The organism is Rhodocytophaga aerolata (assembly GCF_030503435.1).
In the GTDB taxonomy this organism is placed as follows: Bacteria; Bacteroidota; Bacteroidia; order Cytophagales; family 172606-1; genus Rhodocytophaga; species Rhodocytophaga aerolata.
In genome coordinates, this window is record NZ_JAUKPO010000003.1 from 15,957 (window position 1) to 38,597 (window position 22,641).

The 22,641-nt window shown below is 40.8% G+C and carries 19 protein-coding genes and 1 tRNA gene; 7 read left to right on the forward strand and 13 right to left on the reverse strand.

Annotated features, from left to right (window positions below; translation table 11 throughout):
* Positions 1-39: 39 nt before the first annotated feature.
* A complete protein-coding gene (locus tag Q0590_RS06980; protein WP_302036794.1) occupies positions 40-1,101 on the reverse strand; it encodes an efflux RND transporter periplasmic adaptor subunit in 1,062 nt (353 codons plus the stop codon).
* Between the two features lie 237 nt (positions 1,102-1,338).
* Positions 1,339-3,405 carry a PKD domain-containing protein gene (locus tag Q0590_RS06985; protein WP_302036795.1) on the reverse strand — a complete coding sequence of 689 codons (2,067 nt, stop codon included), beginning with the start codon at positions 3,403-3,405 and terminating at the stop codon, positions 1,339-1,341.
* Between the two features lie 644 nt (positions 3,406-4,049).
* Between Q0590_RS06985 and Q0590_RS06990 the strand changes: the two genes are divergently transcribed.
* Entirely contained in the window at positions 4,050-5,243 is a 1,194-nt protein-coding gene (locus Q0590_RS06990) for a C40 family peptidase (RefSeq protein ID WP_302036796.1), read from the forward strand.
* 146 nt (positions 5,244-5,389) lie between these two features.
* On the opposite strand, the gene Q0590_RS06995 is transcribed toward Q0590_RS06990, so the two are convergent.
* On the reverse strand, positions 5,390-6,727 hold the full coding sequence (locus Q0590_RS06995; RefSeq protein ID WP_302036797.1) for a D-alanyl-D-alanine carboxypeptidase/D-alanyl-D-alanine-endopeptidase: 1,338 nt from the start codon (positions 6,725-6,727) through the stop codon (positions 5,390-5,392).
* A gap of 158 nt (positions 6,728-6,885) precedes the next feature.
* Here Q0590_RS06995 and Q0590_RS07000 point away from each other — a divergent pair, with 158 nt between their 5' ends.
* Both Q0590_RS07000 and Q0590_RS07005 read left to right on the forward strand, forming a co-directional pair.
* Positions 6,886-8,364, forward strand: coding sequence for a M14 family zinc carboxypeptidase (locus tag Q0590_RS07000; protein WP_302036798.1), 1,479 nt, complete (start codon positions 6,886-6,888; stop codon positions 8,362-8,364).
* A 23-nt stretch (positions 8,365-8,387) separates the two neighbouring features.
* Positions 8,388-8,945: an RNA 2'-phosphotransferase gene (locus Q0590_RS07005; RefSeq protein WP_302036799.1), complete on the forward strand. Its 558-nt coding sequence runs from the start codon at positions 8,388-8,390 to the stop codon at positions 8,943-8,945.
* Between the two features lie 126 nt (positions 8,946-9,071).
* On the opposite strand, the gene Q0590_RS07010 is transcribed toward Q0590_RS07005, so the two are convergent.
* Positions 9,072-9,902 (reverse strand): YciE/YciF ferroxidase family protein, encoded by an 831-nt coding sequence (locus tag Q0590_RS07010; RefSeq protein WP_302036800.1) that lies wholly within the window; start codon positions 9,900-9,902, stop codon positions 9,072-9,074.
* Between the two features lie 378 nt (positions 9,903-10,280).
* On the opposite strand from Q0590_RS07010, the gene Q0590_RS07015 reads away from it, so the two are divergent.
* A complete protein-coding gene (locus Q0590_RS07015; RefSeq protein ID WP_302036801.1) occupies positions 10,281-11,888 on the forward strand; it encodes a hypothetical protein in 1,608 nt (535 codons plus the stop codon).
* A gap of 64 nt (positions 11,889-11,952) precedes the next feature.
* Here the strand turns inward: Q0590_RS07015 and dacB are convergent, their stop codons facing one another.
* Both dacB and Q0590_RS07025 read right to left on the reverse strand, forming a co-directional pair.
* Positions 11,953-13,485 (reverse strand): D-alanyl-D-alanine carboxypeptidase/D-alanyl-D-alanine endopeptidase, encoded by a 1,533-nt coding sequence (gene dacB / locus Q0590_RS07020; RefSeq protein ID WP_302036802.1) that lies wholly within the window; start codon positions 13,483-13,485, stop codon positions 11,953-11,955.
* Positions 13,486-13,763: 278 nt separating this feature from the next.
* Positions 13,764-15,185: an alkaline phosphatase PhoX gene (locus Q0590_RS07025; RefSeq protein ID WP_302036803.1), complete on the reverse strand. Its 1,422-nt coding sequence runs from the start codon at positions 15,183-15,185 to the stop codon at positions 13,764-13,766.
* Positions 15,186-15,338: 153 nt separating this feature from the next.
* Between Q0590_RS07025 and Q0590_RS07030 the strand changes: the two genes are divergently transcribed.
* Positions 15,339-15,599 (forward strand): CBU_0592 family membrane protein, encoded by a 261-nt coding sequence (locus Q0590_RS07030; protein ID WP_302036804.1) that lies wholly within the window; start codon positions 15,339-15,341, stop codon positions 15,597-15,599.
* Between the two features lie 36 nt (positions 15,600-15,635).
* On the opposite strand, the gene Q0590_RS07035 is transcribed toward Q0590_RS07030, so the two are convergent.
* The 5 genes from Q0590_RS07035 to Q0590_RS07055 all read right to left on the reverse strand — a co-directional run bounded on the left by Q0590_RS07035 (position 15,636) and on the right by Q0590_RS07055 (position 18,801).
* The gene (locus Q0590_RS07035; RefSeq protein WP_302036805.1) at positions 15,636-16,196 is read right to left on the reverse strand and encodes a hypothetical protein; all 561 of its coding nucleotides are present in this window, start codon (positions 16,194-16,196) and stop codon (positions 15,636-15,638) included.
* Between the two features lie 95 nt (positions 16,197-16,291).
* The gene (locus Q0590_RS07040; RefSeq protein ID WP_302036806.1) at positions 16,292-16,687 is read right to left on the reverse strand and encodes a Dabb family protein; all 396 of its coding nucleotides are present in this window, start codon (positions 16,685-16,687) and stop codon (positions 16,292-16,294) included.
* Positions 16,688-16,791: 104 nt separating this feature from the next.
* Positions 16,792-17,625, reverse strand: coding sequence for a hypothetical protein (locus Q0590_RS07045; RefSeq protein WP_302036807.1), 834 nt, complete (start codon positions 17,623-17,625; stop codon positions 16,792-16,794).
* Positions 17,612-18,052 carry an ABA4-like family protein gene (locus Q0590_RS07050; RefSeq protein ID WP_302036808.1) on the reverse strand — a complete coding sequence of 147 codons (441 nt, stop codon included), beginning with the start codon at positions 18,050-18,052 and terminating at the stop codon, positions 17,612-17,614. The genes Q0590_RS07045 and Q0590_RS07050 overlap by 14 nt, the downstream gene beginning before the upstream one ends.
* A gap of 131 nt (positions 18,053-18,183) precedes the next feature.
* Positions 18,184-18,801 carry a deoxynucleoside kinase gene (locus Q0590_RS07055; RefSeq protein WP_302036809.1) on the reverse strand — a complete coding sequence of 206 codons (618 nt, stop codon included), beginning with the start codon at positions 18,799-18,801 and terminating at the stop codon, positions 18,184-18,186.
* A gap of 416 nt (positions 18,802-19,217) precedes the next feature.
* Here Q0590_RS07055 and Q0590_RS07060 point away from each other — a divergent pair, with 416 nt between their 5' ends.
* The gene (locus tag Q0590_RS07060) at positions 19,218-19,649 is read left to right on the forward strand and encodes a hypothetical protein (RefSeq protein ID WP_302036810.1); all 432 of its coding nucleotides are present in this window, start codon (positions 19,218-19,220) and stop codon (positions 19,647-19,649) included.
* Between the two features lie 225 nt (positions 19,650-19,874).
* Here the strand turns inward: Q0590_RS07060 and Q0590_RS07065 are convergent, their stop codons facing one another.
* Positions 19,875-20,669, reverse strand: a complete 795-nt coding sequence (locus Q0590_RS07065) for a (Fe-S)-binding protein (protein WP_302036811.1) — start codon at positions 20,667-20,669, stop codon at positions 19,875-19,877.
* Between the two features lie 78 nt (positions 20,670-20,747).
* Positions 20,748-22,127, reverse strand: coding sequence for a 4Fe-4S dicluster domain-containing protein (locus tag Q0590_RS07070; RefSeq protein ID WP_302036812.1), 1,380 nt, complete (start codon positions 22,125-22,127; stop codon positions 20,748-20,750).
* 179 nt (positions 22,128-22,306) lie between these two features.
* On the opposite strand from Q0590_RS07070, the gene Q0590_RS07075 reads away from it, so the two are divergent.
* Positions 22,307-22,379, forward strand: a tRNA-Phe gene (locus Q0590_RS07075).
* Positions 22,380-22,641 lie beyond the last annotated feature (262 nt).

Genomic DNA, 22,641 nt, shown 5'->3' on the forward strand with positions numbered 1-22,641 from the left:
GTACTAAAGGCTCTGAGGTAAAATAGTGAATTACAGCAATTAATTCTTGGCAAAAATAGCCCGTACTGGTATACCAGGTTTGGCGCGTAATATATTGGTTGTCATAACCGTGTCGCCCAGTTGCAAGCCGCTTGTAATCTGTACGTGCGAACTGGTACGCAGGCCAATTGTAACTTGTGCATTTTGTGCTTTTCCGTTTCTTACCACTAATACATTGTTGCCTTGCAGGCCTGGAATTAATGCCTGTGCCGGTACCATCTTGGTATCAGTTATTTCATTCAGTGGAAGAGAAATAGTAGCAGAAGAGCCAGGAATGAGTTTTTTATCAGTATTACTGGCAATAGCCCGTACAAACAAACTTCTGGTATTAAGATCAATAAAGGGTTCTATCACCTTCACCAGGCCAGTATAAGTTGTATCACTGTTTTCCACACGGAACTGAATGGGTTGGTCTAACCGCAGGCTGTTTGCATATTTTTCCGGAACGGCAAATTCTATTTTTACAAGATTGATATCTTCCAAAGTAACCAGAGGCATGTTTTGCGTAACAAAAGCTCCTTCGCTTACTTTACGTATCCCTGTTTTGCCGCTGAATGGTGCTCTGATTTCGGTTTTATTAATTTCTACTTCTATTAGTTCTATATCTGCATCCAGGCTTTCAATAGAGCCGGCCACTCGTTCATACTCTTGCTTGCTTACTCCTTCCAGCTTTAAAAGGGCAGCTGTACGTGCCTCGTCACTGGCAATCAGTTTCCGTTGAGCGTGTAGTTTTTTCAGTTGAGCCTGCAGGTCGGCGTCGTCCAGTTTAAAAAGTAACTGGCCTTTTGTTACATTCGCGCCTTCCCGGAAGTTTACTTTAACAAGTCTTTTAGCACTTTCGCTAACAATTTGTACCTGCTCATTGGCTACCAGGCTTCCCAGTACATCCAGATACTCCTGAATAGTGGTGTCTTTTACTATATATACTTCTGCCGCAATTCCTTTATTACTGGCAACCGGAGCCTTGCCTTGCATGGCTGGTTGCTTTTCAGGAGAAAATACAAAGTACGATACAATAGCTAGCAGGACAACAACAGAAATAATAGTAACCGTTTTTTTCATCAGATAACAGCAGTTATTGCCGTATTAAAGTCAATAGTATATTAAAAAAGTGCAAACAGAAACAGGAATGCATATAGTTAGAAAGTATCTACTAAAATAATAATTTTATTTGTAGATAGATAGGCAGCCAACAGCCTAAACGCAAAATATTCTACAAAACCGTAGAATATTCCGCAAGAAAAGAGAAAGCCCGGAAGGTTAGCTTCCGGGCTTCTGGGGATGGTATCAACGGATAAGTTATTTTTTCACTTTTCCGGCAGGATTGTTAATGAATGTATTTACTGTTTCTACATTCTCATTAATAACGGCACCATCTACATAGATACCCCAACCACTGCTATTGCTGATAGTAGAGTTAGTAATCTTCAGCTGGGCATTTGTATAGGTATTCATGGCAATATTGGTTTTGATTGATGAACCCATACCAGACAAATTGTAGCTGCCGCCATAAGATACTTCTACGTAATCCATTTCATTCAATGGATTTCTGGAATCAATTTTTATACCTTTCCAGTAGCCATTGACGGTTTGTTGTTTGCCTGTGAATACTACTTTCTGAGCAGCAGTTCCTTTGGCGATAATATATCCATCATCATTTACATATAAAGCTTTGTCTGCATTGAATAAGAATTTAGCACCAGGAGCTACCTTTACACCGGAATTTAATCCCAGGTCATTAATTACATAGTAAACAGATCCGTCTGTAAATCCTTGCCAGGTTACTTCCTCCGCTGTGCCTGAGGTTTCTCCATATATTTCAATGCCATTGAACATATTTACATCGTTAAATTTGGAAACAGCATCTAACATATGTACCTGGTCAGCAGCAACTGAAGCAGCATATCCGGCATTGAAGCTAAACTTATTATTGGCAAATTCTTTCAATATTGCACCCTCTTGTACATACATGCCATACCCGCCACTTTGAGTAAAGGTAGAGTTGGTTACTTTCAGTTGTGCTTTGGTATAGCCATTCAGGGCCAGGTTCGTTTTGATAGAAGAACCCATACCAGACAAGTTAAAGCTACCACCGTAAGCTACTTCCACATTGTCGAACTGATTAAGCGGATTAGCGGAGTTAATTTTTATACCTTTCCACATTCCTCTGATTTTATTTACAGCCGTGAAGGTAATTTTCTGTTGAGCAGTACCCAAAGCTACTATATATCCTTCATCTTCTACATACAAGGCTTTGTCATTGGCAAATTCAAAAGTAGCACCCTCTTTAATTTTTACACCTCTGATAATCTCAATATCATTCATTACAAAATATTTAGATCCGTCAGTAAAAGCATTCCAGGTAACTTCACCTGACCCGGTAGCTTCTCCTTCAACTTCAACTCCATTTTTGCCATTGTTGCCTGTGAACTTAGAAGCAGCATCCAGCATGTGCAGCTGATCAATGGTTACATACATAGAAGCGCCAGTATTGCTGGTAAATGTATTGTTAGCAAAGGCTTTCAATTCTGCTCCCTCCTGAGAAAATATGCCATAGCCACCGCTTTGAGTAAAAGTAGAGTTGGTAATCTTCACCTGTGCTTTAGTAAATCCGTTCAGGGCCAGGTTTGTTTTGATAGCAGAACTCATACCGGACAGATTGAAGCTACCACCATAGGCAATTTCTACATAATCAAGTTCGTTTAACGGATTGGCAGAGCTAATTTTAATCCCTTTCCAGAATCCGTTGGTTTTATTTTTTCCTGTGAACACAATTTTTTGAGCTTCTGTACCTTTGGCCACTATACTACCTTGATCGCCAATATACAAAGCACCATTCGATTCAAACTCAATGACAACACCTGGATTAATTGTCAGCTTTGCCGATACATCAATATCTTTTGTTATAAAATAATCCGGCTTGGTAGGATCGGCAATAATGTTGGCCAATACAAGGTCGGTTGTAATATTCTCACTGATTACCTGAGCTACTACGCTACCAGTGGCTGTTACCATAACCTTGTCTTTCGCTGTTCCATTTTCGCTGGTAACTGTCAGTTCAAACTCAAATTCACCTGCTAAATCCGGCGAAAAGGTTGGTTTAGCCACTGTCATACTGCTCAATGTAGCTGTGCTAGCGTTGGGTTTCTTCGTGATTGCCCAGGCATAGGTAAGCGTTTTGCCGCTATCGTCTTTTGAGGCACTTCCGTCTAACGTAACCGTTTGTCCGACAGTTGCCGATTGATCAGCTCCTGCATCGGCGGTAACCTTCACTTCTGGTTTGGGTGGATTATCATCTTTTTTACAACTTGTAATAAATGCTGCTAATAGGGCTAGCAGACTCAGTAGAAAGTTTACTTTTTTCATTTGAAAATTAATTGTAGTGTGAAAAGTGATTGTTGGTTATAAAATTTTTGGATTTTATTAGTATTCACGCAGAAGTATAGACCCAGCGTTATCAGGAGTGTATTGTTTAAATCCACTGCTTGATGAAGAGCACCAAGGGCTAGTAACCCGCCGAAAAAAGAAAAATTTTAATAAAAACCATTAAAAAAACCAGTCAATTGAGGATCAATTAATTACATGTAAGAAAAAGGAGTAGATTTTGAAAAAGTGAAATTTATTAGTTGATGTATTTGCAGAACTTATATAGAATTAGCTGTTATTTAGTGCTGCAAACCCGGTAGAATCTACAGGAAACAGTAATTTATTGAGCACCGGTCAGTAGTGAGAACTTATGAGAAGTATTTTAATGGGCGGTTTACTTTTTTTCTGTTTATTTATTAACAAATGTTTTAAAATACTGCGTTGCTTTCCTGTAAGTGATATAATAGTTCTGGAATGTAAACCTTATTTATCTTATTATTGTAATAAGCTAAGAAGGTATGGATGTTGGCCTGAAAGGAAATTGAAATAAAAGGCTGCTTTATGCGTTTGGAAAAGGTACCTTTCAAGAAGTCGCATCCGTATAAAAGCTATATAAAATTTTTACGTATACAACCCATCATTAAATGAATAGAATTGCTTTACTATTTGGTGTATTTGCCCTAGCTACTGCCTGTAAGTCAGGTAAGGATCTGGCTACTGCCAGTAAGGTAAATACTACTATTACCACGATTAAACAAGCATATGCCCCCGATAAACGTGTAGCCGTTTTCAAAGTAGAACCTATCCGCAATCAGGGCACTGTATTACTAAGAGGCGAGACTAATCTGCCAGAAGCCAAAGACAAACTATTGGCCCAACTACGGACAGATAATGTTCCATATATAGATAGCATTCAGGTGTTGCCTGCCCAGGCTTTAGGTGCCCAAACGTATGGAGTTGTTTCGGTGTCAGTAGCTAATATCCGTTCGCAGCCAGCCCATTCTGCCGAACTGGCTACACAAGCAACCTTAGGAACACCAGTAAAGGTGTTAAATAAAAATGGAAGCTGGTATCAGGTACAAACACCAGACAATTATATTTCCTGGGTTGATGAAGGCGGTATTAAACTGATGAATAAACAGGAATTTGATACCTGGCAACAGGCTAAAAAAATCATTTACCTGAATATGTATGGCCTTTCCTATAGTGAGCCCAACACAGATACCCAAACTGTTTCCGATCTGGTAAGCGGCGATGTATTGTGGCTGAAAGGAGAAAGAGCTGATTTTTATCAGGTAGCCTACCCAGACGGACGGGAAGCATACATTCCTAAGGCATCGGCACAAGTTTACGAAAGCTGGGTGGCATCGTTAAATCCCACAGAAGAGTCGTTAATTAGTACAGCCAAAAAGCTGATGGGTATTCCTTATTTATGGGGTGGTACCTCTCTAAAAGGTATGGACTGTAGTGGATTTACTAAAAATGTATACTTTTTGAATGGTCTGGTATTACCCAGGGATGCTTCCCAGCAAGTGCACACTGGCAATTTGATAGATACTTCTAATGGATTTGAAGATTTGCGGCCGGGCGATTTAGTGTTTTTTGGCAAGCCTGCTGCCAACGGTGGTACAGAAAAGGTTACCCATGTTGGCATGTGGATTGGCAACTATGAATACATTCACGCTTCCGGGTCGTCGGGCAAAGTAACGGTTAATAGCTTCGACAAGCAGGCGAAAAACTTTAATAGATCCATTTTTGACTCTTTCCTCCGGGCTAAACGCATTCTGAATTCTACTCAGGGAGATATTCTGAAGTTGCAAAGTGCCAAAGTTTATTAATAGGCTGAAGGTGCATTTACAGGCGTAGAAATTAACAAAAGCGGCTTAAGGCCGCTTTTGTTGTTTAGTGTGGTTCTACGTTCAGAAACTCGATTCACCAGTTTTATAGGCCGGTGTTTATGGTAGCTATATCTGCCAACTCATTGCTAATACCGTTCATGCAATGTCTGTAAAATAGTTGTCATCTCTTTTCGTATGTCGGAAGACGGGCGTACCATGTTATTGTGCATAAAGCTAAAAATAAGCACCGTTCCTTTTTTAGTTAGCAGGTAGCCACTCAAACAATGTACATTGGATAAAGAGCCTGTTTTGGCATACACATACGGCTGCCCGGTAGCGGTAGCATACCAGTTTTTAAGGGTGCCCGATTGCCCGCCAGCAGGAAAAAGCGAAAACAACCTTTGCTGAGGTATTTGTTTGTACATTTTTTCCAGCAGTTTAACAATGCTTGCCGGTGTAAACAAGTTGTAACGAGATAGCCCGGAACCGTCCCGCCAGATGGGTTTATGAGGCAGATCCTGTAAAAGGGTTTCCCGGGCAAATTCTATGGTTTTTTCAGACTCTAAGGTATCCCATTTGGTGGAAGCACATAGCAATAAGAGTTGCTCCGCCAGAAAATTGTCACTTTCCTGCATCATTCTTTTATACAAGGTGTCGGCAGGCAAACTATATAAGGTATGTACTTCTCCTGTTACGGATGGTTTATTCAGCAGGGTAATATTTTTGTGCAGGGTATCACTAAGCAGTTGAAGCAGCAGGCTGGGAGAATATTTGTAAGGAATATCTTTCGTAAAACTAAGCTGCGAAGCATTCGGATAATAGGTAAATAGGTTTTCTGAGAGGTCTCGTTGGATGATATCAGCTTTATAAGGCCGGATAGAGTCTTGTATGAGATAGCGGGAAAAAAAAGAAGGGTATGGTACTATTTGCTTCACACTATCTACAGCAAAACGCACAATGTTGCCATACACGGGAAAAGCTGATTTCTCTGGCTGGTAATAATCATTGTAATCGTCCCAGGCCCAGCCAGGACCAAAAGGCCTCCCTTGGTAAGTCGATACATAGTACAAGGTTGTATCTGCCCTCTTGCAAAGAAACTGATAGGCTTTTGTGCTTTTTAAGTCCGGATGCAGAAAAGATGGGTCGCCAGTTCCCCAAAAAATTAAAGAATCATTTTTGAGTGTATATTGCAATGCAGGAATAGAATCGCCAAGAATTTGTAGAGAAGTATATAAAGTGAATAACTTTGTATTGGAGGCTGGTGTGAAATATTTATCCGCCTGCCGTGCATATACCATATGCTGCTTGGAAGGGTCGTATAGAGCAAATCCCGTAAAATGGGAAGAAAATACAGCCGAGGTATTTATTGTTTTGTGAAGCCTTCTGGCAATACGCTTATACGGGGAGGAAATACAAGCTATATGGCTAAACACAAGCAGGTATAGTACAGTTCTACAAGAGAAATACAGTAATTTTACAGCCATACAACGTTAGTTAATTACAACTTTACAGGTTTATAGTTCCTGCTTGGTCCGGATAATAGTTTCCATTCGTCAAATTATTAAATAATTCCTTAATGCGTATGTATACTTCCTTTAAAAAATATTCCCTTATTTATACATACCTCTATAGTATATTTTATATGAGTTTTATTTCCTGTGAGCCTGGCCGTACAACCGACAAAAAAGCCAATGTTGTGCCGGCAACGCTCACATCAAGCCCAGTATCCGATAAGTTTCATGAGTTACATGAGCAGTACAAAGAAACAAGTATTACCAACCGCCGGTTTAAACATGCCGATGTTGTACGCCTGCTGGAAGAATTACAAACAGATAACCGGTTTGATGTAAAAAAAATAGGCCAATCTTATGAAAACAGAGACATATATCTGGTAAAAATTGGTACTGGTAAAACTACCGTATTAATGTGGTCGCAGATGCACGGCGATGAGCCAACAGCCACCATGGCCTTAATGGATATATTTAACTACCTGCGCCAGACAAGCACAGCAGACAAAGAACGTGATGAAATACTAAAACAGATTACACTATATGTAATACCCATGCTAAACCCAGATGGCGCAGAAGTATACAAGCGCCGCAATGCCCTGGACGTAGACCTAAACCGGGATGCCATAAGCCTGCAATCACCAGAGTCCCGGTTGTTAAAAAGTGTACGCGACAGCCTGAAACCTGAATTTGGATTTAATTTGCATGACCAGAATACCAGGTACACGGCTGGTAAAAATGGAAATCCGGCTACTATTTCTTTTTTGGCTCCTCCCTATAATTATGCAAAATCAGTGAACGAAGTACGGGGCAATGCCATGAAGTTGATCGTAAGGCTGAACAAAACGCTGCAATTATATATTCCTAATCAGGTAGCAAAATATTCCGATGAACACGAACCACGGGCTTTCGGCGACAACATACAGAAATGGGGCACCAGTGTAGTATTAATAGAATCTGGCGGATATAAGAATGACCCGGAAAAACAATATATCCGGAAACTGAATTTTGTGGCATTGCTCACGGCTATGCAATCTATTGCTACACAATCATATGCCAGAGAATCTATTGAGCCTTATTATGAAATACCACAAAATGAAAGATATCTGTATGATCTGGTAATCCGGAATGTAGAAGTGCCCAGAAATTCTAGTTCTTATAAGGCAGATATAGGGATAAACCGTTATGAAACGACAATTGAACCCTATACAAACTTTTATTACCGGAGCCTGGTAGAAGAAATTGGGGATATGTCGGTAAATTATGGCTACCAGGAACTGGATGCTACTGGTATGCGTCTAGTTCCAGGAAAAGTATACCCTAAAGAAGTTAAGAATGTGACAGCCTTAAAAACTCTGGATGTAAAAAAGCTCTTGCAGCAAGGCTATACGCATGTACGGCTGAGTAATTATTTGCCGCCTGAGCAGTTTACGAACTTACCCATTAATATATTATCTGGCAAGAAAATACCAAACAACGACCTAATACTCAACCGGGCTCCCAATTTTGTGCTGGAACAGAATGGTGAAGTCCGGTACGCGGTTATAAATGGGTTTGTATATGATGTGCAGGCAGACAAAAATGGAGTAATTAATGCTTTAGTAAATCAATAAATAGGTTAGTTTTTTTGAAAGAAATGATTAATGAACAGGAAAATACCAGAATCAGCAAGTTATTAAGCCTGGTATTGCGGCATCAGCCAGAGCATATTGGCATTGAACTAGACGAGCATGGCTGGACAGATGTAAACACGTTGATAGCAAAATCACAGAAAAAAGGCGTAAACCTGACTCCCGGCATTCTGAAGTATGTAGTAAATACCAATGTTAAAAAACGGTTTGCCTTCAACAATGACCTAACAAAGATCAGAGCCAGCCAGGGACATTCGGTAGAAGTAGATCTACTGTATACTCCACAAATACCGCCTGTCTTATTGTATCATGGCACTGGAACACAGTCCGTAAATAGCATACTCCAAAACGGATTGCAGAAAATGACCCGGCACCATGTACATCTGAGTGCCGATCAGGATACGGCCATAAAAGTTGGACGGCGGCATGGCAAACCTGCTGTATTATGTATTGATGCCAAACAGATGGCCGGTCAAGGGTACACTTTTTTTCAGTCAGCTAATGGGGTATGGCTTACAGAGCATGTGCCTGCCAAGTATATTTCTCTGGCAACGGGAGAGTAAAACATGTGCTAAAATTTTGGTACACAAAAAAACCTGTATTGAAAACAATACAGGTTTTTTAAGTTTGAGTAAGAAGTTTATGTCGGTATAAACCTCTACTTTTTTAACCCCTTATTAAAAGTAATCTTATAAATTAGCTGGTGAACCAAAATCATTATAGCCTGTTGAAGACGGGCGGTTATAATTTGGTGTTACATAAGTTTCTGTATCCGATCTTTGAGAGGAATAATCAGAAGACTTATCTTTTTTAAATGTGTTATTAAATTGATCTCCTATTTGTCCGCCAAATTTATTGGCTTTGTTGGTAATAAACCGACGGGAATCTGCCCCACTGGATGGAGCCAGCAACATGCCAGCCGCTATACCAGCTGCCGCACCTATGAGTAACGAAACAATAGAAAAGCCAATACCGCTGGCTGATTCATAATCGTAACTATCATCTCCGTTGTTTTGATCATACTGATATGACCGGTACGCATCACTATTAACAAAGCTCTTAGCCAGAGTAGTTAGCAGTTTGTCTGTTCTCTTTTCTTCTTCCAGTGAAGTAGTAAGTAATTGCAGTGCCTGCCGTTCGCCTAACATTTTGGCATACGTAGCCACCGTACCATAATTAGCTATTTCATAATGTTCAATTTTCTGGGCAGCTCCAATTAATCCGGCATCTCTCACATCTGCATCTCCTCCTGCGCTAATCATTTCCTGACCCTCTTTAATTAGTCCCAGCGTAGCTTCGCAAGTTTCGCCTTTAGGGCTCTGACCCAATGCATCAAAAATCTGTTCCAGCCTTCTTATTTGTTCCTGAGTTTCAGATTCATGTCTTTCAAAAGCTCTTTTCAATTGCGGATGTTGTGCTGCTTCAGCCATTTGTGGCAAAGCTTTTAAAATCCGGCTTTCTGAATCGTAGATGTCTCTCAATTGAGTGACATACAGCTTTTTAAGGGTTTCTAATTTCATAGTGGTTTGTGTTATCTGGTTTAAATAATATTTATACGAATGCCTTTGAAAAAAGATATAAATAAATTGATCCATTTTTATAATCAATTGAACGATACATAGATAAATTTTTTTACCATAGAGCATAACGTTATGGCTAAAATATGCGTGCTCTTTACAGGGTAAGCAGTGTCCATTATATCTGCTAATACCCATGCACAGATGGCAATTTGTCAGCAATGCTACCTGATTAGGTAAATATGGCTAGCTTTGTAGGTTACTATATAATTTGCATGAAAATTGTACCATGTGAGAATTAACTAATAATACCTGTCTCATTCTTATATTTTTTATTTAAAATAGCGGGTTAGATTATCTACCTATCAAGGAATTACTTAGATGAAATCAACTGCTTTGTTTTATATTCTTTTTGTATTTGCCTGTATTTTTTCAACTTCCCAGCTATACGCCCAGTCAGAAGCCCAAGCCCAAACCGGGAGCCAGACACAAGCAAATGATTCCAGTGCGTTGCAAATTCAGCTGGCTGTACAGCCCGGTTGGAGCCATATACAGGAAGGACAGAAAATAGAGTTTGCCCTAACCACTACTGGCGGTACAGGCAACACAGTAACGTATGCCTTAGTACATGGCAAAACAGACAGTATGCAACTGGATTCTACTGGCCGCTTTACCTGGATACCGGGTTTTGATTTTGTAGACCGCCTCACCCCCAACCGCACGATACAAGTACTATTTGAAGCCAGAAACGAAAACAATGAATTTGCCAGCAAAGAAGTAGAATTCCGCGTATGGCATGTAAACCGCCCGCCGCAGGTAGAAGATCTTAAACCATTTTATGTACGCTACAATGTCGTAAATACTTATACAATAGATGCTACCATGGTAAAAGATGCGGACAATGATCCATTGGTATTTGTTTCCATTCCCGACCAGATGCCAGAAGGCGCTAAGCTGACTGCGCAGGGCGAGTTTACCTGGAAGCCGTCGGTTACGCAGTATAACCAGCTGAAAACGAAACCGCTGACTATTGAATTTTATGTGGAAGACCAACCCGCTAAAACCCGTACCAAAGGCCGTTTCAAGATTGAAGCCACCCAGATGGACCTTGCACCCGAAATTTCTGTAGTGCCTAAAACTACAGCCATCCGCTATAACGAAAATGCAGCCGTAAACCTGCGTTTCTACCTATCTGATCCGAATGGAGATAATGACATTGCTACGTTTAATTTTGTTTCTGAAAATCCGGCCGTACCGAAAAGCGCTCTGGTGCAAAATACGCCCAATCAGTATGAGTTTATCTGGACTCCGGGCTACGACTTTGTAAAAGATCCTCTGGACTCTCTCAGCTTCGATATTAGCTTTTTTGTGATTGACAAATCTCAGAAACGGGATGAGAAAACAGTGCAGGTAACCATTGTGAATACGGTAAATGAAGAAGAAAAAGACCGTAAGTTTTACACCGAATACCGGACAAGCCTGGTAAGAGCCTGGGATTTGCTTGAGCAGTTAAAAGACACTGAAAAAGACCTGAAAAAGAAGTTTAACCAGGCAAGAAAGGGCAAAAAAGGCCGGTCGGTTGTAAATGCTTCGCTGGGAGCTGCCTCGGGTTTGTCACCAGTAGTTATTCAGGCACCTACCACACAAAAGATTGTTTCTACCGTAGGGGGTACTACCGTAATGACGATGGGTACATTAGAGGCTACAGAAGTAATAGGCCGCTCCACCAAAGACCTTCTAGATAGGGTAAATTATGTAATGGAAAAACGCCATGAGATACAGACAAAGGGCGATATTTTTGCCCGGAAATATGCCTTAAAATCGTCGCGCCGCCGCCCGGAATTTATAAAAGACCTGGATGATTTTGTAGCGGCTATGAATCTGAAAGGCTTAGTAGCTCTGGAATTAGATGCCGGTTGGGAAAATAAGCAGAAAGCAACCGATGCCCAGATTAGCAAAACCTTTAAAGATTTTAATGGGGAGAACTAATGAGGAGTTGAGTCTTATAGTAATTTTGTTATGTGCCGGTACTTGCAAGTACCGGCACATTTTTTTAAGGTAAGTCCGTCAGTAAAGCCATGAGCCTTTCCATTTTTTTCCGCATGGGTGAATTGTGCCCGGCATAGTCATTGGCAATAAAGGCAAAAGACATCATCTCTCCTGACCGGGTAGTAAAGTACCCTGAAAAACTCATTACCCGTTCTAAACTACCAGTTTTAGCATGTAAATTTCTGGCAGCTCCTGTTCCTTTCCCAATATTTTTCATGGTGCCCGATACGCCTGCAACCGGTAAGGAAGCATACAAAGAAGCAAACATGGGTGCTTTTGCACAGTAGACAAGTATATCTGTTAAAGTGGTGGCCCGTATCGAATTATTTCTGGATAATCCGCTGCCATCCCGCATAAAGAATCCATTTATATCTATGCCATTCTGCTTCCAGAATTCCATAACCGTTTCTGTGCCGCTGTAAGTAGTACCATCTTCATATTTTGCTATACCCAGCTGTTTAAGAATGGCCTCAGCATACAGATTCACACTTTCTAAATTAGTTTCAGTAACAATAGCAGGTAATGCTGGCGAAGAATGTGTGTAAATAGGTTTGCGGTCTGTACTTACTTTTTTCTTTTGGATTTGCATCAGGCGGACAGAGGTGGCGGGTAACCCTATTTTTATGCCCCGTTTCACAAGTTTTTGATGCAATAATCCGGCACAGGTCATCCCTGGCTCAGGCAGGGAGCCTTTTATCGAAAATTCTTTCACCCCTGCCGGGATCGTTCCCTGCACATAGCGCAAGTGGGTGTAAGGCGCTCCATAGATATAGGCATTATCGCCAGAGCCAGGTGCACCAGTAGTTACTTCATTTACAAATTGTATCTCTTTTATCGCAGGTATGGTACGCAGAATGGTAGCTGCCTCGCCCACTTTTGCTCCTGGTTTGAAATACAAATAATATAAGTTATCATGAAAATTTAACCCGAAAGCCGGGGCACCATAATAATTTCCTGCATCTGCCCAGGTCCACCCGCTGGGAATCGCATTGGCATTGTATAGTTCACTATCGGCAATAATAGCCCCACTAACCTGCCGGATTCCATACTCCCACAATTTGTTTACCCACATATCTAACAGGTCATTCAGGGGCAGGCTACCGGTGACTTTATTAGAGCCCAAGGTTGGATCGCCACCACCAGTAATGTAAATATTACCCCGTAATGTGCCATTGGCTTCCAAGGTTCCGTCGTGCGCTAGTTCTGTTTTAAAGGTAAAATCCTCACCTAACACAGCCAGTCCGGTGGCGGTTGTTACAAGTTTCATATTGGAGGCAATCACCAGACTTTTGTCTGAATTATATTCCAGCAGGGATTTTCCGGTGGAAGTAGATTTGATAGACAGCGCCAGTTGCCCATGTTTTATTAGCGGGTCAGTGCTTAGCTCTGTAAGGGCATTTTCAATATCCCGGATCGCAACCGGAGGCCGCGGAACGGCTTTTACAATTTTCTGTTCTGTTTCGGAAGTTTCTGCACAGGCGTATATCAATAGTAATAAAAGAAAATTATAGCAGGCTAAGCGGTTGATTAAAGGCATTCGTTAGTTGGACAAATAGTAGAATTAAACTAGTAAAACTCTTTATATAGTTTGTTTAGTATAAAAAGCAGGTAGATACGCAAAGCAATGAGTTTTTTATGCAAATTACATGCAAAGCGTTGAGGAAACAAAAGCACAGCTACACTTTTGGTTGCCATATATGCTTATACGAAAAATAAATAGTCAGCAATCAACTTGACTACTGACTAGTACATTATTCTTCTATAAACACTTACGCTTAGGGCACTAAGTTAGGTAGGCAGCAGGCATACTGAAGCTTATGCTTTGTTGGTATTATTCCACGGGCCTGTAACAGCTATGGTGAGTCCGGCTCCCTGAATATTCACAAAATAGGTGCTGCCATCTGGTGAAAATACCCCCCCGGCAAATTCAGACCTGAAGCCTACGTTTTCTCCCAACTTATAATATTCGCCCTTAGGAGTAATGCCCACAATAAAGGGGTGCGGGTCATCTTCGCATAGCACCAGGTCGCCCCATGGCGCAATGGTCAGGTTATCGCAGCTTTTCAGAATTTGAGAATCATTAGGTTCTGCAAATAGCTCTACTTTTCCTGGGTTGTCTTTTTCACCTGGCTGACCTTCAAGTGCACTAGGTATATAGCGGAATACCTGGCCGTGTGATAAGTGGCCGCCATTGGTACAGGCAAAATAGCATTCATTCTTTCCAAACCACATTCCTTCGCCGCGGGCAAAACGGGCAGCTCCTTTCTCAAAACCCCGGTAGCGCAAATCATCATCCGGCGATTCTACATTATCTATATCCAGCCACTCTACCTCCATAGGTTTATTTGATTCCATCTTAGCTGTTTTCAGGTCTTTCCAGTTACGGGTATCAAAGCTTTTCTGATCACGGATAGATAGTACCTGTAAGCGGCCTCCTTTAGCAAAAGCTTTTGGCTCATTGGGTAGAAACCGGTAGATTAACCCATCAGGCCGGTCCTCGGTGAGGTAGACAATACTAGTTACGGGGTCTACAGCTACGGCTTCATGGTTGAAGCGGCCCATGTCTTTCAATGGAATCGGTTCTGCCAGACTAATGGTTTCAGTGGCAGGTACTTCAAAAGTGTATCCGTGGTCTTTTTCTGTTTTTTCGCCTGCTTTCTCTATGGTCTCTTCACAGGTGATCCAGCTATTCCATGGGGTAGGGCCGCCAGCACAATTTCTGGTGGTACCGGCCAGACTCAAAAATTCCCTTTCCACTTGTTGTGTCTGATGATTATACACGAGTGTAGAGGTTCCTCCCAGAGCAGGATATTCTCCCCGGCCATAATCATACACTTTGTTGCGGTCTATTAACTTTAGCAATTCATTTTTACTGCCAAAAGGACTACTTTCCAGCGTAGCAGGGCTTACTTCATGGTTGCGTACAATAATTGTTCTGCCACCAGGGCCGGCAAATGTAGCCATACCATCAGGAGCACCTGGGGTAAAAAAGCCATCACTCATTTTATTTCCTTTCCGGGAAATAATCTTATACGTAAACCCTTTTGGCAGATTAAGTATCCGGTTCGGATCGGGTACTAAAGGTCCATATCCTCCTCCTTTAACGGCTTTGGTAGCAGAAGCTGGCGCTGGAGTGCAGGAGGTAAAATTATATAAGCCCATAAACCCAAGGCTAATGACAGCGGAATGCTTTAAAAAATTTCTTCTGGAGGAGTTGTTTTGCTGTTTGGTATGCATGACTAATTAGTAGAAAGGGGTATAATGTTTGGTGATAGCCTGTCAGAAATTTACTAAATAATTGTATAAACTTCTACTCATCAGGCGTAATATGCTATATTACCACTCCAAAATGATGCAGACATGTACTGCAGGTTAAAACACTGTTAAATTATGGATCAGAAAGTATGGATAGATGGTATTGGCTGGCTGGGTTCTGTATGTGTGGTAGCAGCCTACTTCTCTGTAAGTTACGACAGGTTCCGGATGAGCCCTTTTTTATATCAGTTACTGAACGCCGCTGGAAGTTTATGCTTAATTGTTAATACAGCTTATTACCGGGCGTATCCTTCGGCTTCTGTAAATATTATCTGGTTAGGTATTGCCTTAATGGCGCTGCTCCGCAACAGGGTGAAAACAAAAGTAAAAAGCTGATAACGGAATATTGTATCTACCTTTGTTCCCTATCTACTACAGGCCCTCGGGCATTAAGTTGTGTGTTGTGAGCAACGCAGTTAATTTGCGCCGGAAATTGATCTGCTGGCCAGAGTTAGGAAACTCAATCATAGTTTCATTGATTACCTGGTAGCCAGATTCTACCAAACCTTCAAAACAAGCTTCATATACCACAGCAGACACCAGCACAATAGGAATAGATTTTCCTCCTGAAGAATCAATCTGCTTCATCAGAACCGGTAGATTAGCCCTGTAGGTGTTACGCCGCTCAGTGGCTGTTGTATTGGGCAAGGGCATATCGGAAGCATGGATCAGGTGAAACCCGACTGACTGGAAGCGTTCCAGGAAATACACTTTTTCTGCACGTAAGGCTTTCACCGTATCAAAAGAAGCTACCTCTTCTGTAAATAACACTTTCATCAACTCCAGAAACAGGCTGTCGCCTTGCTTTACCTGTTCAAAAAAGAAATAACGGTTGCGGTCTGGCGTAGGTGGGGCTTCGGTGATAAAAAGAAGCTTCACTTTTGAAGGAAGATACTTTTTTCTGGCTTGCGCAAATATACTCGTAGATGTCATAGCCATACTTACGAAGAAAAGCTACCAGGTGATACTTCTACAAAACAAAAAAAGCGAAGTGCGTAACTTCGCTTTTTTCCACATATATATGCTAATTATTTAGGCTCGTAATCTACCACAAACACATCTTCCATAATGCCTAATTTGCCTAATAACTCACCAAATTTTTTATGTTCTGGATGAGGCAGATAGGTATCCCTGGACTTGGCATCTTCAAAGGTGAGCATATATACATGGGTGAAACCCAGGTTTTTGCCTTCCGGACTATTGTTAATCCCATGCTCAAAAGCAGTAATTCCGGGAATTTTAGACTTGAGTCCACCAAAGGCATCGGTTACTTGTTTAATTTGTGCTTCTGTAGCAGAAGGCTTGTACTTAAAAACTACCACATGGCGCACAGGTTGTTTTTTCTGTGTTGTAGAACTGCTTAGTGTCATGGCAAATGGAATAGATAAAGCTAAAATCAGCAAGGAAAAAAGTATTTTCTTCATTTGAGTTCCGGTTTAAACGTATGGATATTCCCGTCAAATATATAATTTTATCGGGTGTAACAAATAAAATTTACGTTTCTTTTTAACACCTACTTTCTGTTCCCTTACTTTTTACCTAGTACGCCTATCGCATTCTCCATTCGGATAAGGGGAATTTTGTTCATTGCTTGCCATAACGTAAAATTCATTACTAGCAGATATACCAAAGCAAAACACACGACCAATGATGTTTTGGCTTTTAAAGAAAGCGTTTTGTTGAATCTGGAAAGGAAATAGGCTATTAAGGGAAAAATCTGTAAGGCGTGCATTCCCAGAAAATGTGCCACCCGTAAATCTCCGGCAACAGTGCTCCAGTTTACACCAGGCAGCCCCGGACCGCCATCTGCTGCACCTATTGTATGAGAAAGCATACTTGTCATCAGAAAACCCTCCAGACTGCCAAGAATCATCAGCAACAAACCAAGCCGGATGGCCCAAAGCATAGGCTGGGTGAGGCTGGTTTTCTGGATAAAAAAATCAATAAGCAGCACAACAAGGGTAATCAGGATAAGGGTAATAAACACACCCATTATAGAGAACAGAATGGCATTGAGTGGCGAAGTAAATACGTTGAAATGAGAAGTTGTGCCTCTGGCCGCTTGTGTCCCAATAATAATCATCTCAACCAGCATACCCCCAGCAAACATAGTACTATATATCTTGATCCTCCGTGGTTTTTCCCGGAAATAATAAAGAATCCAGGCCATAGTCCAGGCAAAAATAGTAATACTGGCAGCAAACTTGGCTGGCTTAATCCAGGGGTTACTACCTGTAACCAGCCGGTCATCGAATGGCATAAGCAGAAAAAACAGGAGTAATAAAGCCACATGCACCCAGCCGGTTATGGTTAGTAATTTGTTCCGGATATATAATTGGCTGAAAACGTTAAGCACTTTCATAAGACGCTGATTTTTTTACAATGATCCGTTTACTCAGTTGATACAGAAGAAAGCCTATTGGCCCAAGCATAAAAGTAAAGAATAGGCAAGGAACCACTACCAGGTGACTCATACCCTGCTGTTGGGCATCTTTGCTTATCCAGCTTCCAACTACTAAATCGAATGCCAGATAATGTATCCAGCCAGCCAGAAGCAGAAAATCATTGGCAAATAAATTTTTCACCTGTGTAAGGCTGGAAAATCCACTATCAGGTGCTTCGCCCATATGTGCAGCAATCAGATACCCGTACACGACTGCCAGCAAAAGTGGTATGCTATAGGTGTCTCTCAACCACTTTGTCCATTTCCAGCGGGGTGCAAAAATAAGTAGCAGCCATTGTGGAAGGACCAGGGTGCTACAGATAGAAAATAGTACTTCAGCAGACATACGATCATCATTTGTTTACGTGAAGATACGACGCCTATTAGCTGAGGTGCTGACAAAGAAAAGCAAAAGGAAAATAGTTAGGGCTGAACCGTATGGAACAGCCGGGGAAACGTATGATTCCGGTATAGCCTTTACGCAGGGATAGTACGAATGGCCTGATCAACCTGGCTGATAATAAAACTCATATCCCCGGGATTATTTACAAAATCCAGGTTGTTTACGTCAATAATCAACAGCTCTCCGGCTGTGTAGCCGCTAATCCAGTTTTCGTAATGTTGGTTAAGGCTTTGCAGGTATTCCACACTGATATTGGCTTCATAATCCCGGCCACGTTTGCCAATTTGTTGCAGAAGCTTTGGCAGATCTGCCCGTAGGTATACCAGTAAATGAGGCGGCTGCACCAGTTGAATCATGGACTCAAATAATTGTAAATAGTTTTTGTATTCGCGCGGAGCCATTAGGCCAGACACATACAAATTATTCGCAAAAATATAGGCATCTTCATAAATAGATCGGTCTTGTATCAGGTTGCGGGGATTATTGTAGATCTGCACCACCTGCTTAAACCTGCTGCTCAGAAAAAATACTTGCAGGTGAAACGACCAGCGGGGCATATCTTCATAAAAATCTTTTAGATACGGATTGGTTTCTACCGTTTCAATAAAAGCTTCCCATCCATAATGGCTGGCTAGCTTTTTAGTCAGCGTTGTTTTTCCTGCTCCTATATTCCCTGCAATGGCTATGTGCATGTAGATTAATAATATATTAACAGATCATCAGACCGTGAGCTCTGATACTTTTATTAAATAACAAAATGAAAACAAACTGGTGTTGCTAAGCAATTATTAATTATACATATCTTTTAAAATAAATGTTTTGAATGTTTATTTGGCACTCTACATATGCACGTAGTTATTTATTTAAGACAGCACTTTTTTTGCTTTAGATTTATTGATTTTATATTGTAATTTTCTGTTAGTCATAAAGTTACATCACATAAAGCATTCATATATCAAATTTTTAGGAAGAAAAAACAGATTTATAATTTCAGTTTCCTCTACTATTTTTTACCTCTGTTTTAATTATTACATAATCTTTATTGAGTAGAAAACGACTACTTTCACATTGTGACAGGTAAATAGTATTTAGCCAGAAATTTTTTTCTATGAGATTTCTACTACTCTTTCTGGCACTCACTTTTTTTACTTCTTGTGAAAAAATTTATATTAAACCTCCTCATAAAACTGACCCCAATCATATACCTATAGCTATTAAAGGATCTCATTTAGTTGGAAAATACACCCTTACTGAAAGCAGCTCTAATTTACAGGTAGTTGAACAAGAGTTATCAGTAAAGTATGAGGATAGTAATTTTAGGATTTTCTATAAAGGAATACCTTACGACTTCATTTACGATGCAAACAGCAATAGTTTGTATCTTCAAAAAGACAAAGCCTGTACTAGTGACAGAATTCAACAAATAAGGTTTTTTGAGCAGTCTGAAAATAGCTATGGATTATATATTACTCATTACAATGCTAATGTATGTAATGGATCGGTTTATGCAAGTACGGCCACATACAAGAAAATCCAATAATTCGCTATTTTCTTAGGAGCCAAGCTAATTTGGTAAGCTATATGTATATATAAACATATAGATATTCAATATATATTGGACATAAATATAAAAGTTAGCTATTAACCTATGAATTGTTCTCGTTAGTACTTTTGAATGTTGCTAAAGACACTGAAGAAGCATAGTAAACACCCACACAAGGATATGGCCTTCCGTATGGATGTTTGAGGGTAGCTGTGATTGTTGTTACAATCCTTGTGATTTAGCAATAAGTTCAGCTATATCGTACACCTTCACTTGGGCCTCTTTTTCTTTGTTCTTTACTCCATCGGAAAGCATGGTCATACAGAAGGGACAAGCCGAGGCTATGACAGATGCGCCTGTAGCCAGAGCTTCTTCTGTGCGTTCAATGTTTACTTCTTTTTTACCTGGTTCGGCTTCTTTAAACATTTGTGAGCCACCCGCACCGCAGCACAAGCCATGTGCCCGTGACCGCTTCATCTCCACCAGGTCGGCATCTAATGCAGCTAATACTTCCCGTGGAGCTTCATAAATTTTATTGGCGCGGCCCAGGTAGCAGGAATCATGAAATGTAATCCGTTTTCCTTTAAACTCACCACCACCCTTTACTTTCACCCTACCTTCATTAATTAGTTGCTGCAAAAATGTAGAATGATGAATAACTTCATATCTGCCCCCCAGTTCCGGATATTCATTTTTGATAGTATTGAAACAGTGCGGACAAGCGGTAACAATCTTTTTAATGTTATATCCATTCAGCACCTGTATATTAGATATAGCCTGCATCTGGAATAGAAAATCATTTCCGGCCCGGCGGGCAGGGTCGCCAGTACAGCTTTCTTCTGGGCCCAGTACAGCGAAATTAATTCCGACAGTGTTTAAAATTTTTACAAAAGCAATGGTTACGGCTTTATACCGGTCGTCGAAAGAGCCTGCACAGCCTACCCAGAAAAGTATCTCCGGCTCTTTGCCTTCGGCCATCATTTCTGCCATAGTAGGCACTTTATATGTATCACTCATTTGTATCTAATTCTTAAGTAAAGTTTATTTTATTACTATTTACTCTATTTGCAAGTATTGTTTACAGCCTAAAATTGCTTATTCTTTGTTTCCATTTACCGGCGTTTCTTTCAGCTTATCAGCCCAGTTAAACCGGTCAGATGGCGAAAATTTCCAGGGAGCCATATTGTTTTCAATGTTAGAGAACATAGCCCCCCAGGATCCAGGCACTTTGGCATCTTCCATGGCCATATACCGGCGAAGCTCAATAATAATATCTAATGGATTAATATTGACTGGGCACGCTTGTACACAGGCATTGCAGGTAGTACACGCCAGTAACTCCTCGCGGCTAATGTAAGTATCTATCAACGATTTGCCATCCTCTATTCCGGGGCCACCTTTCTCCAGGCTACGGCCTACTTCTTCAACCCGGTCGCGGGTGTCCATCATTATTTTACGTGGCGACAATTTTTTGCCTGTTATGTTTGCCGGACAGGCTTCCGTACAACGGCCGCATTCAGTGCAACTGTAGGCATCCATTAAGTGTTTCCAGGTAAGGTCGTTTATATCTTTGGCTCCAAAGCGGCCTATTTCGGCAGGTGTTTCTGGCTGTGGTGTTTCAGGAGCCGTTTCTATGGCTGGTTCGGCAGGCAAACCAAGCATCATTTTTACCTCATTTGTTACGACAGGCATATTCTGGAATTTACCTTTGGGCGCCAGTTTAGAGAAATAGGTATTAGGAAAGGCCAGGAAAATGTGCAGGTGTTTAGAATAGGTAACATATACACTAAAAGCAAATACCCCCAAAATATGAAACCACCAGGCAAAACGCTCATACGCAATTAAAGCTGTATCGCTCCACCCTTCAAACAATGGCATGAGAAACTGGCTGAATAGAAAAGGTCCGGCATTTACGTTGGCATAATGGCCTACTCCTCTTTGTTGCAACACTGAATCGGAAGCATTCCAGGTAAGGAACGCCAGCATCAGCAATATCTCTGTGATTAGAATAATATTAGCATCGGTGCGGGGCCACTTAGTAAGCTCATATGCTTGAAATCTTTTTAACTTTAGTATGTTTCTCCGGACAAGAAAGATAATACACGTAACCAGTACGCCAACGGCCAAAAATTCGAATATGCCTATCAGAATAGGGTAAAATGTGCCTAGAAAAGGCGCAAACAGGCGGTGTGTGCCCAGTAAACCGTCAAATACAATTTCCAGAATTTCGATATTGATGATGAGAAAACCCAGATAGATTACCAGGTGCATAAAGGCTACCAGAGGTTTGTCGAACATTTTTTTCTGGCCCAGCGCAACCATAGCCATTATTTTAAACCGTTCAGAGGGATTATCGCTACGGTCTTCCGGTTTGCCTAGCTGAATGTTCTTCCGGATACGGGTTATGCGTTTGGTGAAGAAATAAATTACTGCTAGTAAGCTAATAAAAAATAGAATTTGGCTTATATACGTCATGTTTCCTATGCTAGTGTGTGGATATATTGTTATGCTGCTTGAAGTTTACTATTTGGGTACATGTATTTAACATATATATCGATAATGGTTTTCTTTAAAATGATTTATTTCTGATAAATTTTTAAAAAATTTTGTGTTAGTTGTAAAAATATATAGTTTTGCACCACTCTAATTCAGGGGGTGATGTAGCTCAGTTGGTAGAGCAAAGGACTGAAAATCCTTGTGTCGGTGGTTCGATTCCACTCATCACCACGTAATTATTTATAAAAGCCCTTAATATATGTATTGAGGGCTTTTGCTTTTTACCAGGCAGCAGTTTAGGTAAACGCTACCTAAATAGAAACAAAAATAAATGCTATCTGTTTTGCTTTTCATGCGGACTAATAAGCTGCTTTGCGCCGTAAATATAGCCATTCGGCTATGACTAACGTATAATAAGTGCAATTATTTAAATAAATTGTACAAAGAAAAAGTACAGGCATTCTTACAAATAGTGGTAACTTTTTGTGTATAG